The sequence below is a fragment of the Agrococcus casei LMG 22410 genome (assembly GCF_900163565.1).
GTDB classification, from domain to species: domain Bacteria; phylum Actinomycetota; class Actinomycetes; order Actinomycetales; family Microbacteriaceae; genus Agrococcus; species Agrococcus casei.
In genome coordinates this window covers 48,788-64,131 of the sequence record NZ_FUHU01000046.1, presented here as the reverse complement: position 1 = coordinate 64,131, position 15,344 = coordinate 48,788, and the positions used below count along the sequence as shown (strand labels likewise).

Annotated in this window: 17 protein-coding genes; 13 read left to right on the top strand and 4 right to left on the bottom strand. The window is 64.6% G+C overall.

Features of this window, described 5'->3' with window-relative positions:
- The first annotated feature begins 4 nt into the window (after positions 1-4).
- The 7 genes from CZ674_RS13205 (at position 5) to CZ674_RS13175 (ending at position 6,617) form a co-directional block, all read left to right on the top strand.
- Complete coding sequence (locus tag CZ674_RS13205) at positions 5-1,066, top strand: ABC transporter permease (RefSeq protein ID WP_086992986.1); 1,062 nt, start codon at positions 5-7, stop codon at positions 1,064-1,066.
- Positions 1,063-2,046: an ABC transporter permease gene (locus tag CZ674_RS13200; RefSeq protein WP_086992985.1), complete on the top strand. Its 984-nt coding sequence runs from the start codon at positions 1,063-1,065 to the stop codon at positions 2,044-2,046. Before CZ674_RS13205 ends, CZ674_RS13200 begins: the two co-directional genes overlap by 4 nt.
- On the top strand, positions 2,043-2,843 hold the full coding sequence (locus CZ674_RS13195) for an ABC transporter ATP-binding protein (protein ID WP_086992984.1): 801 nt from the start codon (positions 2,043-2,045) through the stop codon (positions 2,841-2,843). The genes CZ674_RS13200 and CZ674_RS13195 overlap by 4 nt, the downstream gene beginning before the upstream one ends.
- The gene (locus CZ674_RS13190; RefSeq protein ID WP_086992983.1) at positions 2,840-3,700 is read left to right on the top strand and encodes an ABC transporter ATP-binding protein; all 861 of its coding nucleotides are present in this window, start codon (positions 2,840-2,842) and stop codon (positions 3,698-3,700) included. The genes CZ674_RS13195 and CZ674_RS13190 overlap by 4 nt, the downstream gene beginning before the upstream one ends.
- Positions 3,693-4,796 (top strand): M24 family metallopeptidase, encoded by a 1,104-nt coding sequence (locus tag CZ674_RS13185; protein WP_086992982.1) that lies wholly within the window; start codon positions 3,693-3,695, stop codon positions 4,794-4,796. The genes CZ674_RS13190 and CZ674_RS13185 overlap by 8 nt, the downstream gene beginning before the upstream one ends.
- Before the next feature lie 115 nt (positions 4,797-4,911).
- Positions 4,912-5,421, top strand: coding sequence for a hypothetical protein (locus tag CZ674_RS13180; RefSeq protein ID WP_086992981.1), 510 nt, complete (start codon positions 4,912-4,914; stop codon positions 5,419-5,421).
- A gap of 95 nt (positions 5,422-5,516) precedes the next feature.
- Positions 5,517-6,617 carry a DUF998 domain-containing protein gene (locus tag CZ674_RS13175; protein ID WP_086992980.1) on the top strand — a complete coding sequence of 367 codons (1,101 nt, stop codon included), beginning with the start codon at positions 5,517-5,519 and terminating at the stop codon, positions 6,615-6,617.
- A 9-nt stretch (positions 6,618-6,626) separates the two neighbouring features.
- Here the strand turns inward: CZ674_RS13175 and CZ674_RS13170 are convergent, their stop codons facing one another.
- On the bottom strand, positions 6,627-7,016 hold the full coding sequence (locus CZ674_RS13170) for an MmcQ/YjbR family DNA-binding protein (RefSeq protein ID WP_086992979.1): 390 nt from the start codon (positions 7,014-7,016) through the stop codon (positions 6,627-6,629).
- Between the two features lie 83 nt (positions 7,017-7,099).
- Between CZ674_RS13170 and CZ674_RS13165 the strand changes: the two genes are divergently transcribed.
- The 6 genes from CZ674_RS13165 to CZ674_RS13140 all read left to right on the top strand — a co-directional run bounded on the left by CZ674_RS13165 (position 7,100) and on the right by CZ674_RS13140 (position 13,378).
- The gene (locus tag CZ674_RS13165) at positions 7,100-8,344 is read left to right on the top strand and encodes a hypothetical protein (RefSeq protein ID WP_143244752.1); all 1,245 of its coding nucleotides are present in this window, start codon (positions 7,100-7,102) and stop codon (positions 8,342-8,344) included.
- Between the two features lie 120 nt (positions 8,345-8,464).
- Positions 8,465-9,055, top strand: coding sequence for a TetR/AcrR family transcriptional regulator (locus CZ674_RS13160; protein WP_086992977.1), 591 nt, complete (start codon positions 8,465-8,467; stop codon positions 9,053-9,055).
- 3 nt (positions 9,056-9,058) lie between these two features.
- Positions 9,059-10,369 (top strand): cytosine permease, encoded by a 1,311-nt coding sequence (locus CZ674_RS13155; protein WP_086992976.1) that lies wholly within the window; start codon positions 9,059-9,061, stop codon positions 10,367-10,369.
- Entirely contained in the window at positions 10,370-11,497 is a 1,128-nt protein-coding gene (locus CZ674_RS13150) for a DUF917 domain-containing protein (RefSeq protein ID WP_086992975.1), read from the top strand.
- Positions 11,494-13,041 carry a hydantoinase/oxoprolinase N-terminal domain-containing protein gene (locus CZ674_RS13145; RefSeq protein WP_086992974.1) on the top strand — a complete coding sequence of 516 codons (1,548 nt, stop codon included), beginning with the start codon at positions 11,494-11,496 and terminating at the stop codon, positions 13,039-13,041. Before CZ674_RS13150 ends, CZ674_RS13145 begins: the two co-directional genes overlap by 4 nt.
- 115 nt (positions 13,042-13,156) lie before the next feature.
- Complete coding sequence (locus CZ674_RS13140) at positions 13,157-13,378, top strand: DUF5302 domain-containing protein (protein WP_086992973.1); 222 nt, start codon at positions 13,157-13,159, stop codon at positions 13,376-13,378.
- A 74-nt stretch (positions 13,379-13,452) separates the two neighbouring features.
- Here the strand turns inward: CZ674_RS13140 and CZ674_RS13135 are convergent, their stop codons facing one another.
- The 3 genes from CZ674_RS13135 to CZ674_RS13125 all read right to left on the bottom strand — a co-directional run bounded on the left by CZ674_RS13135 (position 13,453) and on the right by CZ674_RS13125 (position 15,270).
- The gene (locus CZ674_RS13135; RefSeq protein ID WP_086992972.1) at positions 13,453-13,743 is read right to left on the bottom strand and encodes a hypothetical protein; all 291 of its coding nucleotides are present in this window, start codon (positions 13,741-13,743) and stop codon (positions 13,453-13,455) included.
- A gap of 40 nt (positions 13,744-13,783) precedes the next feature.
- Positions 13,784-14,236: a MarR family winged helix-turn-helix transcriptional regulator gene (locus CZ674_RS13130; RefSeq protein ID WP_086992971.1), complete on the bottom strand. Its 453-nt coding sequence runs from the start codon at positions 14,234-14,236 to the stop codon at positions 13,784-13,786.
- Positions 14,237-14,316: 80 nt separating this feature from the next.
- Positions 14,317-15,270 (bottom strand): peptidoglycan DD-metalloendopeptidase family protein, encoded by a 954-nt coding sequence (locus CZ674_RS13125; protein WP_086992970.1) that lies wholly within the window; start codon positions 15,268-15,270, stop codon positions 14,317-14,319.
- Positions 15,271-15,344 lie beyond the last annotated feature (74 nt).

Genomic DNA, 15,344 nt, shown 5'->3' with positions numbered 1-15,344 from the left:
TTCGATGACCACAGCAACCAAGGCAGCGCGGAGTCGCACACGCGGCTCCGCGCTGCCGCGCTACATTCTGCAGCGACTGATCACCTCGGTGCTGCTGCTCATCGGCGTGACGATCGTCACGTTCATCCTCACCGCGATAGTTCCAGGCGACCCGATCGCTGCTGCTCTCGGTGAAGGGGCTCGAGAGAACGAAGCAACCGTCGCCGCGTACCGAGAGCGCTACGGCATGGATCGGCCGTTGCCCGAGCGCTACTGGATCTACCTGGTGTCACTCGTGCAGGGCGACCTCGGCACGTCGATTCGCACCAGCCGCCCTGTTCTCGAAGAACTCGCGGTCGCGCTGCCTGCGACGATCGAAGTGGCCGTCGCATCCGTCATCCTCTCGCTCGCCGTTGCCCTGGTGCTCGGCACCATCGCCGCCTACCGGGCAGGCCGGCTGCCTGATCAGGTGATCCGCGTACTCTCGCTCATCGGCCTCAGCGTGCCGACGTTCTGGCTGGCGATCATCACCTACCGCTTCTTCTTCATGGAACTCGGGTGGGCGCCCGGCTCTGGCCGCCTCTCCCCCACGTTGAACCCGCCGCCCCAGGTCACTGGCCTCTACCTTGTCGACTTCGCAATTGATGGCGACCATGTCGGCTTCATCGACGCCGCTGCGCACCTGGCGCTGCCGGTGCTCGTGCTGTCGCTGTTCACCGTGGGACTCCTGACTCGGTTCATTCGCACATCCGTGCTCGAAGTCCTCTCTTCCGACTACATCAGGGCGGCCCGCGCCAAGGGGCTGCCCGGCCGACGCATCATCGGCGGCTACCTGCTGCGCGGCGCATCGCTGCCGATCCTGACCATGCTGGGCATCGCGTTCGGCTCTCTGTTGTCAGGAACCGTGCTGGTTGAGGCGATCTTCGCCTGGCCAGGGCTCGGCACCTACGCGTATAACGCCGCAATCAACCTCGACCTGCCCGCAGTCATGGGTGTTGGCCTCGTGGTCGGTGTGATCTATGTCGGCATCAACCTGGTCGTCGACCTCATGTACAGCGTTCTCGACCCGAGAGTGAGGCTGCGATGAGCTCGAACACGAATATCGGCCGCTCCGCAGATGCAAAGCTTCAGCGCAAGGCTCGGCGCAGGCTGCCGGCCGCATGGCGAAGCCCCCTGGCGATCATCGGCGTCGTCATCGCCGGAATCTGGCTGATCCTGGCTGTGTTCGCACCCTGGATCGCTCCCTATGGCCCGCTCGCACAGGAGCTTCCGCGTCTCATGCCGCCAAGTGAGCTGGCGTGGTTCGGCACGGATGCATTGGGCCGCGATGTGCTCTCTCGCCTCATTCACGGAGCCCGAGTGACGATCCCGTTTGCGGGAATGCTGGTGCTCTGCGCCATGGTGCTCGGCACCCTGATCGGAGCGATCGGCGGGTATGTCGGAGGCTGGGTCGACGAGGTGCTTGGTCGCCTCACCGATCTCTTCATGGCGTTCCCGACGGTGATTCTCGCCATGGTGATCGCCGCATCCCTCGGTCCGTCGCTGTTCAACGCGGTGCTTGCCGGCATCATCGTCACGTGGCCCGTGTATGCACGTGTCACGCGATCGCTGGTCGTGAGCCTTCGCTCGCAGAACTTCGTCGTGGCATCACGCATGCTCGGGTACTCGTCGTGGCGGTCACTGCGCACCGACATTCTGCCGAACATACTCGGCCCCGTGCTGGTGCTCGCATCCCTCGAAATCGGCACAGCAATTCTGCTGCTCACCGGCCTGTCGTTCCTGGGCCTCGGAGCCCAGCCTCCGACTGCCGAGTGGGGCGCAATGATCTCTGGGGCGATGCAGAACATCGACGCTTGGTGGCTCGGAGTCTTCCCCGGTCTTGCGATTCTCACCGTGGTCATGGCATGCAACTTCATTGGCGACTCACTCCGCGACGTGCTCGACCCGCTGTCATCGGCCGAGCGTCAAGGCGCTGGAGCCGCAGCCCCGGCAGTGACGACGGATGCGGCCGCCGACCCGGGTGCAGAACCCGACTTCGCACAGGGCAGGCAGGAGCCAAACCAATGAGTGCAGTCCTTTCCATCACTGACCTCAGCATCGAGTTCGGCCCCAAGGGCAGCGGTCGAACGGTCGTCGACAGCGTCTCGCTCGACCTGACCGCAGGCCGAATCCAGGGGCTCGCGGGCGAATCGGGCTCTGGCAAGACCGTGACCGCGATGGCAGTACTCGGTCTATTGCCCGACTCTGCAAAGGTCACCGGATCAATCCGCCTCGGCGATACCGAACTGCTCGGCATGCCAACCCGTCAGCTGCGCAGCATTCGCGGGATGCGCGTGGCCATGGTGTTCCAGGATCCTTCGGCGAGCCTGCATCCACAGATCACCGTGGGCAGCCAGTTGACCGATCACGTGCGGCACCACCTGAAGCTCAAGCGTCGCGAGGCCAAGGAGCGTGCAGTCGAGTTGCTGGCTCGCGTGCGTGTGCCGAATCCCGAAGAGGCGCTGTCACGCTATCCGCACCAATTCTCGGGCGGTCAGCGGCAGCGCATCGCGATTGCGATGGCACTCGCATGTGACCCCGAGGTGCTGCTTGCTGACGAGCCGACGACCGCGCTCGACGTGACCGTGCAGGCCGGCATCCTGCACCTGCTGCGCGACCTGGTCGCAGAGCGCGACCTCGCTGTGCTGCTCGTCACCCATGACCTTGGGGTCATGAGCGCGGTTGCCGACGACATGGCCGTGATGCGTCACGGTCGCATTGTCGAGACCGGCACACGCGAGAAGCTCTTCCGCGACCCTGAACATCCCTACACGCGCGAGCTGCTCGAAGCCATGCCCGATGCCCAGGAGAGTGAAGTGCTATGAACGAGCTGCTGCGAGTCGACGACCTGCACGTGCGATACGGGCCGGTCACAGCGGTCGACGGCGTCTCGCTCGAGATCACACCCGGTGAGGTGTTGGCGCTTGTCGGTGAATCCGGATGCGGCAAATCATCGACTGCGCGAGCCATCGTCGGCATGGACAAGCCTGCCGAGGGAACCGTGCTGTTCCGCGGCAGCGATGTGCCGAAGCTGGACCTTCGCACGAGACGGCCAGACTTCACAGCGATGCAGATGGTGTTTCAGGACCCCAACTCATCACTGAACCCGAGAAAGCGCGTCGGAGACCAGATCGCCGACGGCATCCGCGCCGCGAAAGCGCGCGGCCTGAAGTCGAACTCACCCCAAGAGTGGCTTGAGGCTGTCGGCCTCGATGCCGACATGGTCGGGCGGTATCCGCACCAGTTCTCGGGCGGTCAGCGACAGCGCATCGCGATCGCGAGGGCATTGGCTGCCAAGCCCGATCTGATCGTTGCAGACGAGCCGATCTCTGCCCTCGATGCCTCGAGTCAGGCATCCGTCGCCGCAATGATGCGCCAGCTCTGCCTCGACGCGGGGGCGGGCATGCTGTTCATCAGCCATGACCTTTCGGTCGTGCGTCTGATGGCCGACCGGCTCATGGTCATGTATCGCGGCAAGGTTGTCGAGTCTGGGTCGACCTCGCTGATCTGGAACGACCCTGTGCACCCGTACACGCGGGCGCTGCTGAGTGCGATTCCGCACCCCGACGGCAAAGGTGTGCTGCCCGAGGCACCCGCTGCTGAGGCGCCTGACGAATGGGCATCGCATATAGATGAGGCACTGAATCGAGTGCCGGTTTCAAAGGAGGCCGCCAGTGAGTGAGTCTGTGTTCTTGGAGCGCATCGAACGCGTCGCGGATGCGCTGACCCGGTCGGGCGCGGACGCCATGATCGTGACGCCGTCGACAGACTTTGCATATCTGACCGGTGCGCGCCCAAGCTTGCGGGAACGTCTGATCGCCCTCGGCATCACGGCTGATGGCCGCGTGCGCGCGGTCGCGCCAGTCTTCGAACTCGATGCCATGCAGCCCGTGATCGATATCGGCATCGATGTGATCGCCTGGAGCGACGGGGACGACCCGGCGGCGATGCTGATCGAGGGGCTCGGCCTGGGCTCCCGCCAGAGGGTGGCAATTGGCGCGGATGTGCCGATGCGCTTCACCTTGGAGTTCAACCGTCACAGCGACATTGCATGGGTGCCCGCTGACGAGGTGCTTGTGCCGCTTCGGGTTCGCAAGTCGTCGACCGAGCTCGCCCTGCTGCGGGGCGCCGCATCCGCTGTCGATGAGACCTACCGTCGATTCCTCGCGACAACAGAGTTTCGCGGTCGCACTGAGCTTGCGGTTCAGGACGACCTTCGGGAGTACCTGCAGGCGACCGGGCACGACCTCAGCGGATCGTTCAGCATCGTTGCAGCCGGGTCAAACGCGGCTATGCCGCATCACAGCCCGGGTGCGCGCGTGCTCGAAGAGGGCATGGGTGTACTCACTGACTTTGGCGGGCCACGGGAGGGCTACTGCTCAGACATGACACGCACCTGGAGCCTCGGCCCTGCCTCGGCTCGACTGCGCGAGGTCCACGCGGTTGTGCTTGAAGCCAACCGTGCCGGTTTCGCAGCTGTTCGGCCCGGTGTCACGGCCGAGTCGATCGACGCGGTCGTGCGCGGTGTCATCGAACGCGCTGGCTTCGGCGAGTACTTCACGCACCGCACCGGTCACGGCATCGGCCTCGACGTGCACGAGGCGCCGTATCTGGTCGCGGGCGACACGACCGTGCTCGAGGAGGGGATGGCCTTCAGCATCGAGCCGGGCATCTACATTCCCGGCGAACTCGGCGTGCGGATCGAAGACATCGTGGCAGTGACCGCCGACGGTGCCGAGTGCCTCAACAACGCCGACCGGTCGCTGATCGAGGTGTAGCTGCTGCGGACGAGGAGCAGCTTTGCTGCGGTGCCGCGCCTTCTCGGTGTGTGAGCGGTACGTGAGCGGGTCGGGGTTGACTGCGCATACGCGAATCTCACAAAGGAGCATCCCGATGAACAAGGCAGCGAAACGTGCATTGGCGGCTACTGCGCTGGCAGCGGCACTCGGACTTGCGGCAGGATGCAGCGCCACCGATCTCGTGAGCAATGTGATCCCCAATGTCGACGTCGAAGATGACGGCTCTGTCACGATCACCGATGACAGCGGAGGCTCGGTGACCGTCGAAGGCGGCGAGGGCACCACCATTCCCGAGTGGTTCGCGACCGACATGCCCCTTCCCGACAACCACGTGGTGGTGAACTCCACATCGATCGAGAGCGACGGCGAAACTCTCAAAGCCATGAACGTGACGTCAACTGATGACTTTGACACCGTGGTGGCCTCGATAGACGACGGGCTCGCGGACGTCGGCATCACTCCTGAGTCCCGAGATATCGCCGAAGGCATGGGCATGCGATCCGCCACCTTTGTAGTGATGATCGCCGACCAGAAATGGAACGTCACTGTCAGCGACATGGGAGGCGAAGGCGAAGTCGCAGTCACCTACATGACTGGCGCTTGACCACTTAGCGGGCTCGGGTCAGTGCCGTCGTTGCTACCCGGGCGAGAGACCACATCACGGACGCCCGCGTCAGGGGTGCATGGTTCGATGGGGTCATGTCTTCACCCACAGCGCTGCCAACGAGCGAAGTCGCACGCCGATTCGAAGAGCAGACCACTCTTGCAGCGTGGGGTGCTGCTGCGCTCGGGCTGCTCTTCGGGCTGATCAGCTTCGGTGGCGAAGCCAGGCCGATCGCCGCGCACGCTGGCGAACTCGATGTCACGCAACCGGCCGCTGGCACCGCATCCCTCATCACTGCTGCGGCATTCTTGCTCAGCACCCTGCTGCACCGTCGCCACGAGACTCGTGCCATGCCCGGTTGGCAACGGGCCGTGTCGCATATCTCGACGGCAATGCTGACAGTCGTGTTCGGTGCAGTGGCGTTCATGGCTGTGCTGACGGCTGGAGAGATCCTGGCGCTGGGCCTTCAGGGATTCGTGCCGGCGCCGATCGCCGCGGCGTTGCTCACAGCCATCGCGAGCGCAGCCGGTTCATGGCTCGCCTTTCAGGCAGGCATCGAGCTGCGCACCCGCAACCTGACGCAGCTGCTGTTCGGGTACCTCACTATCGGAACCCTGTTCGCCATGATCACCGCTGCTGATCCCCTGTGGTGGCAGCTGCACTTCTCATCCCTCGGCAACGCATGGGCGTTCAACCTCACCGTGATCGTCGCAGGTCTTCTGGTGGCTGCGGTCGGGCTCTACATCGGGCGTGATCTGCACAGATGGATGGGCGACAGCCGTCTGAAAGCGATCGGCATCGTGGTCGTGCTGTTCACGGCGACCGGAGCCGCACTCGCCGGAGTCGGTGTGTTTCCCGTGGCCACCGCATCCGTTGCGCACAACATCGCCGCAATCGGCACGCTCTGCCTGTTCGCCGCCGCGGCGCTCGCCGTGACCATCGTGATGCCCGGGCCGACGCCGATGATGACACTCACGACGGTCGGCGCAGGCATCGCTCTGGTCACCGCCGTGCTGCTCTGGCGTCCGTTCGGTGTCTACAACCTCGCTGGGCTAGAAGTGATCGTGGTCGGCATCATATTCGTCTGGCTGACGACGCTCGTGCGTACGATCGGCGCCAGCGCTCCTGAGCAGACACGAGCCTCAGCGCGCACGCGACTGCTGCAGGCGACAAAGCGCACGCGAACTCAGACCTGACCCCGCCGATCACCCAGCAGCGGCATGACCGAACGTCTCAGGGTCAACGGGCCATGCAGCCTTCGGCACATTCTTCTCGATCACGAGCAGATATGACTCGGTCACGAGGTCTTTGACCATCTGCCGGTCGAGGCCCGACCCCGGTTGCAGAGTGACCCAGTGCCGTTTGTTCATGTGATAGCCCGGAGTGATCTGAGGGTACCCGGCACGCAACGCCTCGCTGTCTCGCGGCGAAGCCTTCAACGTCACCATCGGGGCATCACCAAGAGCCGTCTGCAGCATGAACACCTTGCCGCGAACTTTGTAGACGTCCCACTCAGGCCCGAACGGATGCGTCAGCTCTGCCCCAGGTAGTTCAAGCCCACGAGCCGCGGCCAGCTCTTGAATCGTCGTGTCCATCGGCCCTCCTCGCTGTGTAATCCTACGCATCCACAAAGCCGCAGCGCCCTACCCCAGGCACGCCTATTCGTAGAATGAACACCGTGGAGATCAGCCGTGACACCGACAGGGCACCATCCCGAGGGTTTCAGCCGCTGCGTGATCTGCCCACGGTGATCTGGTTCGTGCTCGTGGTCGTCGTAAGCCTCGTACAGAGTGACGTGCCGGCGCCGCGCTGGCTCATGATCCACCTGCTGCTGCTCGGAGCCGCGACCCACGCGATTCTGGTGTGGAGTCAGCACTTCTCGTTCGCTCTGTTGCGCGCTGCGCAGACTGTCGCTCACCAGCGCTGGCAGACGTGGCGTCTGGCGCTGGCCAATCTCGGTGCCGCTGCGGTCATGATCGGGGTGGTCTGGCAGATGCTTGCCGCAACGATCACTGGGGCAACGTTGCTCATCATCGCGGTCGTGTGGCACGGAGTGAGCCTGGTGCTGCGTGCGCGGGGCGCTCTGCCGGGTCGGTTCGGACGCACGATTCGCTATTACATCGCGGCCGCTGCCTTTCTGCCTCTCGGAGCCGCCGTGGGCGCGTGGCTCGCACACGACGCATCCGTCTCGCTTGCGCTCGCTCACGTACTGATCAATATGCTCGGCTGGATCGGCCTCACAGTCGCCGGCACCCTCGTGACCCTGTGGCCGACCATCCTGCGAACCCGCGCTGCCGAGCACGCTGCCTCTGGTGCTGCTCGAGCGTTGCCCGTTCTTGCCGCCGCCGTCGCAGTAGCAGCGATCGGCGCCGCCGGCTCGTGGATGCTTGTGCTGGTGCTCGGACTCGTCGGCTATCTGGTCGGGCTGGCGGTCATCGGAGTATCGCTGGGCAAGGCCGCACTCCAGAAGCCGCCGAGGAGTTTCGCCGCACTGTCTGTGGGCGCCGCCGTGCTCTGGTGGATCGGGTGCCTCGCCATGCTCATCGTTCGGGTTGTCTTGGCGTGGGCGGAAGGCGGTGACTTCACCGCGGTACGCGTGGCTGTCGACAGCGTTGTGCCATTTCTCGCGGCAGGCTTCGTGGCACAGGTGCTCGTCGGTGCACTCAGCCACCTGGTGCCGGTCGTGCTCGGTGGCGGGCCGCATCCGGTGAAGGCTGGGGCATCCGTGCTCGACGTTGGCGGAGTGCTGCGCGTCACTGTCGCGAACGCGGCACTGCTGCTGTGCACGCTGCCCGTTTCGGGCGTCGTCCGGATGGTGGCTGCTGTCGTGTATTTGGTGTCGATCGGGTCGTTCCTGCCGATGCTGTTCGTGTCGATGCGGGCGCAGCGGCGGGCGAAAGCCGAAGGACCGCGCACGCCGTGAGTTGCGAACAACGCACGGGTTTGACGGTCAAACCGGTGCGTTTTTCGCAACACGTGTCACGTCTTCCGTTTCAGCCGTGAGACATGTAGGCTCATTGCCTAACTAACGTTAGGTAGGACAATGTCGAGACAGCGCCTCATAGATGCGGCCCGTCACGTGTTTGCCAAGAAGGGCTACGCAGAAGCCAGCCTGCGCGAGATCGCAGAAGCCGTAGGCATCAAGACACCTTCGATCTACGCCCACTTCGACGGCAAGCAAGCACTGTTCGAGTCGGTGTACGCCGAGATCACTGCCGAGCACGTCTCCTATTTCGCCCACCTCGCACAGGACAGCCGCACCCTCGAACCCCTCGAGCGCATCCGCCACCTGCTGATCGGCGTCGACGCGTTCTACGACGAACGCCCCGATGCCGCCGAGTTCAGTCTGCGCGCCGCCGTAGACGAGCAGAGCACCGAGCTGCCGAGCCTGCGACAGATTTTTCTCGACTACGAATCGAGCCTCGCCGACGCGTTTCGGAGCGCCTACCGCGAAGGGCTTGAGACCCAAGCCATCCGCGGACCTCAAGACGAAGCGGGTTTCATCGCGCTCGTGCTCATGCTCATGGACGGCCTGTTTCTGCAGCGAGCGCACTACTCAACAGAGGTCTACGCGCAGCGATTCGAAGCAGCGTGGCAGCACCTCGTGTCATTGATGACCGAAAGAGAGAACTGAACTATGGAGACCAAGGACTACGAGCACGGAACAGTGCCGAAATCCGAGCGCAAGCACTGGATCAGCATTGCCGCTGTCTGGATTGCCATCGGCATCGACCTGTCTGGCGCCTTCCTCGGCGTTGAGCTCGCCGCCGGCATGGACTTCTGGCCCGCGATCGGCGCAACGCTCGTGGGGTCGGTGCTGCTCGGCCTGCTGGCTATGGCGTGCGCATACGTCGGAGCAGCGACCGGTCTCACGACCGCGATGGTCTCGCGCGCGGTGTTCGGCAAGATCGGCGGCGCAGTGCTCGCCCTGGCGATGTCGATCAGCCTCATCGGCTGGTTCGCTGTGCAGGCAGGCTTCTTCGGCTCGAACGCACAGGTCGCGATGCTCGAGCTCACTGGCATCGACTGGCCCGTCGCCGTCTTCACCGTGCTCGGCGGCATCCTGATGCTGCTCACCGCGCTGTGGGGATACCGCTCGATCTCACGACTCAGCACCCTCGCGGTGCCACTGCTGCTCATCCTGCTCATCGTGGGCATTGTCGTCGCATTCGCAACGCGCGGATCCGAGGCGCTGACGGCAGACACCGCTGCCGTCTACAGCTTCGGAGGGGCTGTGTCGCTGGTCATGGGCATCTTCGTCTTGGGCGTCGTCTCGGCACCCGACATGGCGCGCTGGGCCAAGACGCCGAAGCAGGCGATGGCCGCAGGCTTCTTCGGGTTCCTGTTCGGCAACTCGATCATCATCATCGTGGCCGTCATCCTCAGCAAGCTGCTGAACGAGACCGAGCTCATGACCATGTTCTTCGTGCTCGGACTCGGCGGCTTCGCGGTCATCGTGCTGATCCTCGCGCAGTGGACCACGAACACCACCAACGCATACTCGGCTGCGATCAGCTTCTCGTCGATCAGCAAGCGCTTCAGCCGTCGCACGCTGACGATCATCGGCGGTGTAATTGGCATCATCGTCGCGGTGCTCGGAGCCGCCGACTGGTTCATCAACTTCATCTCGGCCATCGGCATCGTGATCGCGCCATTCGGCGGCGTCTACATCGCGAACTTCTTCGCGAACCGCAAGCACACGAGGTTTGAGCACCACAGCGACGTGCCGCGCATCACCGTGCTGCCGGTCATCGCCTGGCTGCTCGGAATCGCCACCGCACTGATGACGACCCAGACCTCAGACGGCCTCGGATTCGGACTCTTCTCGCTGACGCTGATTCCGGCTCTTGACGGACTGCTCGTGGCATTCGTCGCAGCGCTCGCATTCGAGGTGTTCGTGAGAAGGCGTGCTCAGCGCGCCGTCTCGATCGACGGAATCGAGATCTGAATGCCGCGCACCATGATCACCGTCGACGACATCGACGACATCGCAATCGGCGCGACAGTGCTCGGCACCGGAGGAGGCGGCGACCCCCATGTCGGCGCCCTCATCGCGAAGCGTCTCATCGGCATGTACGGCGCCGTCACACTCATGCCGGTCGAAGAGCTCACAGCCGAAGACTTCGTGCTTCCTGTGGGCATGATCGGGGCCCCCTCAGTGAGCGTCGAGCGCATCATGGCCGAGTCAGAGCTCGTGCGCGTGATCGAGCTTGCCGAGCGAGCCACGGGCCGCAAGCCAACTGCTGTCATGCCCATCGAAGTCGGAGGCGGAAACTCGATGGTGCCGATCGCCGCCGCAGCCCTCACCGGCCTCCCTCTGGTGGATGCGGATGCGATGGGACGCGCGTTCCCAGAGTCGCAGATGGTCAGCTTCCACCTCGCCGGCTACAAGCCGGGCGCCACGGTGATGGTCGACCACCACGGCAACGAGGTCATGATGACGCCAGTGACAGGTCCGTGGTCTGAGCGCCTCGCCCGCGCCATCACCACCGAGATGGGCGGTTCGGCGACCATGATCGATTACATGTTCGGCGGCGACATCGTGCGTGAAGCAGCGATCCCCGGCACGCTCACACTAGCCAAGCGCATCGGGCAGCTGCTGTCAGGGCGCGGGGCCGAGCGCACAGACGCCGCGCTGCTCGAGGTGCTCACGGATGAGCTCGGCGCGTTCCATCTCTTCGACGGCAAAGTCGTCGATCTCGAGCGCGGCTTCGACGCCGGGTTCACTCGCGGCAAGGCGATGCTCGACGGCATCGGCGCCTGGAAGGGCTCGCAGTACGAACTGCGCTTCCAGAACGAGATGCTGCTCGCGCTGCGTGACGGTCAGCTCTCTGCCGTGACGCCCGACCTCATCTGTATTCTCGATGCCGCGACCGCGCATCCGATCACCACCGAGACGCTGCGATACGGCAACCGCATCTCGGTCGTCGGCATTCCGGCTGACGAACGCTGGCGCACCGACATCGGCATCGAGACCGCTGGCCCCCGCTACTTCGGATTCGACGTTGACTGGCAGCCAGTCGAGCAACTGTCCGCACAGAGCCGATCTGCAAGCACCGACAGGAGCGCATCATGACCGAGTACAGACTGGGCATCGACGTCGGCGGCACCAACACCGACGCCGTCATCCTCGACAACGCGACGCTCGAAGTCATCGCCGCCGTGAAGTCGCCGACGACCCAGCAGACGAGCGACGGGGTTCTCGCCTCGATCGACCAGGTGCTGGAGGCCGCGCAGATCGACGCGTCGCGCATCCGATTCGCCATGATCGGCACTACGCACGCGACCAACGCGATCCTTGAGCGTCGTGGTCTCGGCCGCGTCGGCGTCATACGACTCGCAGCGCCGGCCACAACCGCGGTGCCCCCGCTCGAGGGCTGGCCAGACGACCTGAAGCGTGCGATCGGCGGGCGTGGCGCCGTCGTCGCGGGCGGGTTCGAAGTCGACGGACGCACGATCGCCGACATCGATGAGCAAGAGATCCGCGAAGCATGCAGGCGGATGCGCGGGCAGGTCGACGCAGTCGCTGTCGTAGGCGTGTTCTCGCCGGTCGACGCATCGCAGGAGCAGCGTGCGGGAGAGATCGTGACGGAGGAGCTCGGTGTTCCGGTGTCGCTCTCAGCCGAGATCGGCTCGATCGGGCTGCTCGAGCGTGAGAACGCGACCATCCTAAACGCCTCGCTCATGCAGACGCTGCGCTCGATGGCCGACGGGCTGCGTCAGGCGCTCTCGGAGCGCGGAATCTCTGCGCACATGTTCTTCGGGCAGAACGATGGCACGCTCATGGAGGTCGACTACGCCCTGCGCTACCCAGTGCTGACGATCGGCGGCGGGCCTACCAACTCGATTCGCGGAGCAGCACACCTGTCGGGACTGCGCGACGGCATCGTCGTCGACGTCGGCGGCACCACGACCGACATCGGCATGCTCGTCGACGGGTTCCCGCGGCAGTCGTCCGAGTCATTCAAGCTCGGGGGCGTGCGAACGAACTTCCGGATGCCCGACATCCTGTCGATCGCGCTGGGTGGCGGAACCGTGGTGCGGGAGTCGGATGACGGCATCCGCCTCGGTCCAGATAGCGTTGGCTACCGGCTGCTTCAGGAGGCGCTCTCGTTCGGCGGCGATACTCTGACCGCGACCGACGTGGCACTCGCCTCTGGGCTCGCGACAATCGACTCTGCCTCAGACGTGTCGCTATCTGCCGATCTCGTCGCTGCGAGCGGCCGTGCGATTCGAGCGCTGCTTGAGGACGCCGTTGACCAGATGAAGCTGAGCGCCGCGCCTGTTCCGGTGATTCTCGTCGGCGGCGGCGGCATCATCGTCGGCGACGAGCTGAGCGGGGTCAGCAGCATCGTGAAACCGCCGAACCTCGGCGCTGCGAATGCTGTGGGCGTTGCACTCGGCGACATCGCGGGCGAGGTCGAGAAGATCGTCGCAGGCGGAGCGTCACGCGAGGCGATGCGGGCGACAGCGTCGGCCGAAGCTGTGGAGCGGGCCGTCGAGGCGGGAGCAGACCCCAAAACTGTCGAGACTACGTCGATCGAAGAGCTGCCGGTCTCGTACATGGAAGGCGAGTCGGTACGAATCGTCGCCCGAGCAGTGGGTCGTCTGCGCTCTTGAGTTGCGAAAAACGCACGGGTTTGACGGTCAAACCGGTGCGTTTTTCGCAACAGACGGGTGTCGGGAGCGCATGTCAATGCTCGACAACCGCACCGGATAGGGGCAAGGTAGGGGCATGACTACCAATGAAGCCGAGCCGGCTGAGGCTGAGACCCCGGGCGACATCCCCGAAGGCAGCGAGACTGCAGAAGAAGTGCAGCGTCGCCGGTTCCGCGAGGCACTGGCGAAGAAGAACCTCGGCCACCACGGCGAGGGCATGGCTGACAAGGGCGGCGTGCAGAGCGCACACACCGCGCCGGCCGCTCAGAAGCGCGTTCACCGACGCAAGAGCGGCTGAGCCTCCGCCTCACACGCGAAAGTTGCGAAAAACGCACCAGTTTGACTGTCGAACTGGTGCGTTTTTCGCAACTTTCAGGCTGCTTCAGCCTTCGGGGTCGGGCAGATCATGTGCGTGGACTTGCCGGGCCCGCCGCGAACGATGTCGTGCTCGTCGAGCGGCTGGCCGCAGGCAGGGCACGGCGGATGCTCGGGTGCCGGAGGCGCCTGCTCTTCGGGGCCGTCCTCCCAGTGGCGGGCGCCGAGTGCAGCGGGCCCGATGAGGTTGAAGGCCAGACGCAGCACCGTTGCGCGAACCCCGGGAACACCGTCCCACGGGCTCGGATGCCAGAGGTGCAGCTTCTTCTCACGCTTCGGCTTGCCCATGCATAGATCATACCATGAATAGTTCGTGCGTTAACTAAAATCAGGCCTCGGTTTCGAGTGACCTCTGGCTGGCTTCGATGAGCTCGATCATGGCCTCGTGCAGCTCGACAAGCCGCCCCGGCTCCATGCCGAGCCGCTTCGCCATCTCGAACGGCACCTCGGCCGCCTGCGATCGAAGCGCAGCGCCCTCGTCGGTCAACGAGATCTGCAGCCGGCGCTCGTCAGTCGTGCTGCGCATCCGCTTCACGAGACCACGCGTCTCGAGCCGCTTCAGCAGAGGTGAGAGCGTCGGGGCATCCTGATGCAGGCGCTCGGCGAGCTCGCTCACCGTCAGCGGCTCCTCTGCCCAGAGTGCGAGCATCACGAGGTACTGCGGGTGGGTGATGCCCATGGGCTCGAGCACCGGCTTGTACGCGGCGACGACGCTGCGCGAGGCGACGGTGAGCGCGAAGCACACCTGCCTCTCGAGCGACAGGGGATCGGGTGAACTCATGCCTCCATCATGGCGCAACCCCGGAAGCTGCGAACAACGCACCGGCTTGACCGTCAAGCCGGTGCGTTGTTCGCAACAAACTAGTAGAACTTGCGCTGGTCGTTCAAGAACCTGATCTCAGCCTTCACCGTCAGCGAACCGCGATCGCCATCGATGACTCCGGTGTAGAAGCCGCGATCCTTCAACAGCGACTGCAACGCCTTCACGGTCATCGGCCCGAACTGCCCGTCGACCACTCCCTTGTAGTAGCCCTTGGCCTTCAGCCAGTTCTGAATGTTGACGGTCAGCGACGAGTTCTTGTAGCCGATGTCACCCATGAGCTGCACCCACGCGGCGTGCGACGCTCCCGTGTGCGTCCCCGTGATCGGAAGTGCCGCATCCGGCCACGACCCCGTCGGAGGAGGCGTGGTGTCACCGGGCGTGATGGGCGTCGTCTTGCCGGGCGTGATGCCCTTGTTCGCAAGCCACGTGTGCGGGTTGTGGAACGTCGAGAGCGCCACCGGGCGCGTCGTGTTCACAAAGATGCTCAGGTGCAGATGCACCGCGAAATCGCTTGCTCCGTTGGGGCCCGACCCGCCCATCTCAGCGATGTGCTGGCCGGCCTGCACCTTGTCGCCCTTCGACACCTTGTAGCTCTGGAGGTGCCCGTAGTAGCTGTAGAGCCGCTGGCCGTTCACGTTGCCGTGGTCGATCACGACGCCGAGGCCGCTCGTGTAGGGAACGGTGACCGAGTTGGACTGGCCATTGCCGCGACCGGTCGCGATGACGGTGCCGTCCATGATCGAGTGGATGTTCGTGCCCGGCACACCCTTGGTGATGCCGGTGTAGTCGGAGCCGTTGTGCGGGTTGCCGCCTCGGTCTGCGCCGAAGTGCTGGCCCGCAAGGTGCAGGCCGATCGAGCCCTTCTGGATCGGTGACGAGACCTGGCCGGCGGCCGCCTCGGCGCTGGGTGCGGCATCCGCGACTCCGACGAGAGAGACTGCAGCAGCAACCCCCACGATCAGTGCCGCGAACCTTCTGGTTCTTGCGAGCATTGCAGTCACTCCTTCATTTCGGGGGCTGGTAGTGCCATCGAAACTTCTGCAACCGCATGTCACAAGAGGAGAAC

Excerpts from the sequence above, each read along its gene's own strand:
- CZ674_RS13195 (WP_086992984.1), top strand. The coding sequence starts at position 2,043 with ATGAGTGCAGTCCTTTCCATCACTGACCTCAGCATCGAGTTCGGCCCC.
- CZ674_RS13140 (WP_086992973.1), top strand. The coding sequence starts at position 13,157 with ATGACTACCAATGAAGCCGAGCCGGCTGAGGCTGAGACCCCGGGCGAC.
- CZ674_RS13155 (WP_086992976.1), top strand. The coding sequence starts at position 9,059 with ATGGAGACCAAGGACTACGAGCACGGAACAGTGCCGAAATCCGAGCGC.
- CZ674_RS13205 (WP_086992986.1), top strand. The coding sequence starts at position 5 with ATGACCACAGCAACCAAGGCAGCGCGGAGTCGCACACGCGGCTCCGCG.
- CZ674_RS13135 (WP_086992972.1), bottom strand. The coding sequence starts at position 13,743 with ATGGGCAAGCCGAAGCGTGAGAAGAAGCTGCACCTCTGGCATCCGAGC.
- CZ674_RS13190 (WP_086992983.1), top strand. The coding sequence starts at position 2,840 with ATGAACGAGCTGCTGCGAGTCGACGACCTGCACGTGCGATACGGGCCG.
- CZ674_RS13150 (WP_086992975.1), top strand. The coding sequence starts at position 10,370 with ATGCCGCGCACCATGATCACCGTCGACGACATCGACGACATCGCAATC.
- CZ674_RS13175 (WP_086992980.1), top strand. The coding sequence starts at position 5,517 with ATGTCTTCACCCACAGCGCTGCCAACGAGCGAAGTCGCACGCCGATTC.
- CZ674_RS13170 (WP_086992979.1), bottom strand. The coding sequence starts at position 7,016 with ATGGACACGACGATTCAAGAGCTGGCCGCGGCTCGTGGGCTTGAACTA.
- CZ674_RS13180 (WP_086992981.1), top strand. The coding sequence starts at position 4,912 with ATGAACAAGGCAGCGAAACGTGCATTGGCGGCTACTGCGCTGGCAGCG.
- CZ674_RS13130 (WP_086992971.1), bottom strand. The coding sequence starts at position 14,236 with ATGAGTTCACCCGATCCCCTGTCGCTCGAGAGGCAGGTGTGCTTCGCG.
- CZ674_RS13200 (WP_086992985.1), top strand. The coding sequence starts at position 1,063 with ATGAGCTCGAACACGAATATCGGCCGCTCCGCAGATGCAAAGCTTCAG.
- CZ674_RS13145 (WP_086992974.1), top strand. The coding sequence starts at position 11,494 with ATGACCGAGTACAGACTGGGCATCGACGTCGGCGGCACCAACACCGAC.
- CZ674_RS13160 (WP_086992977.1), top strand. The coding sequence starts at position 8,465 with ATGTCGAGACAGCGCCTCATAGATGCGGCCCGTCACGTGTTTGCCAAG.
- CZ674_RS13125 (WP_086992970.1), bottom strand. The coding sequence starts at position 15,270 with ATGCTCGCAAGAACCAGAAGGTTCGCGGCACTGATCGTGGGGGTTGCT.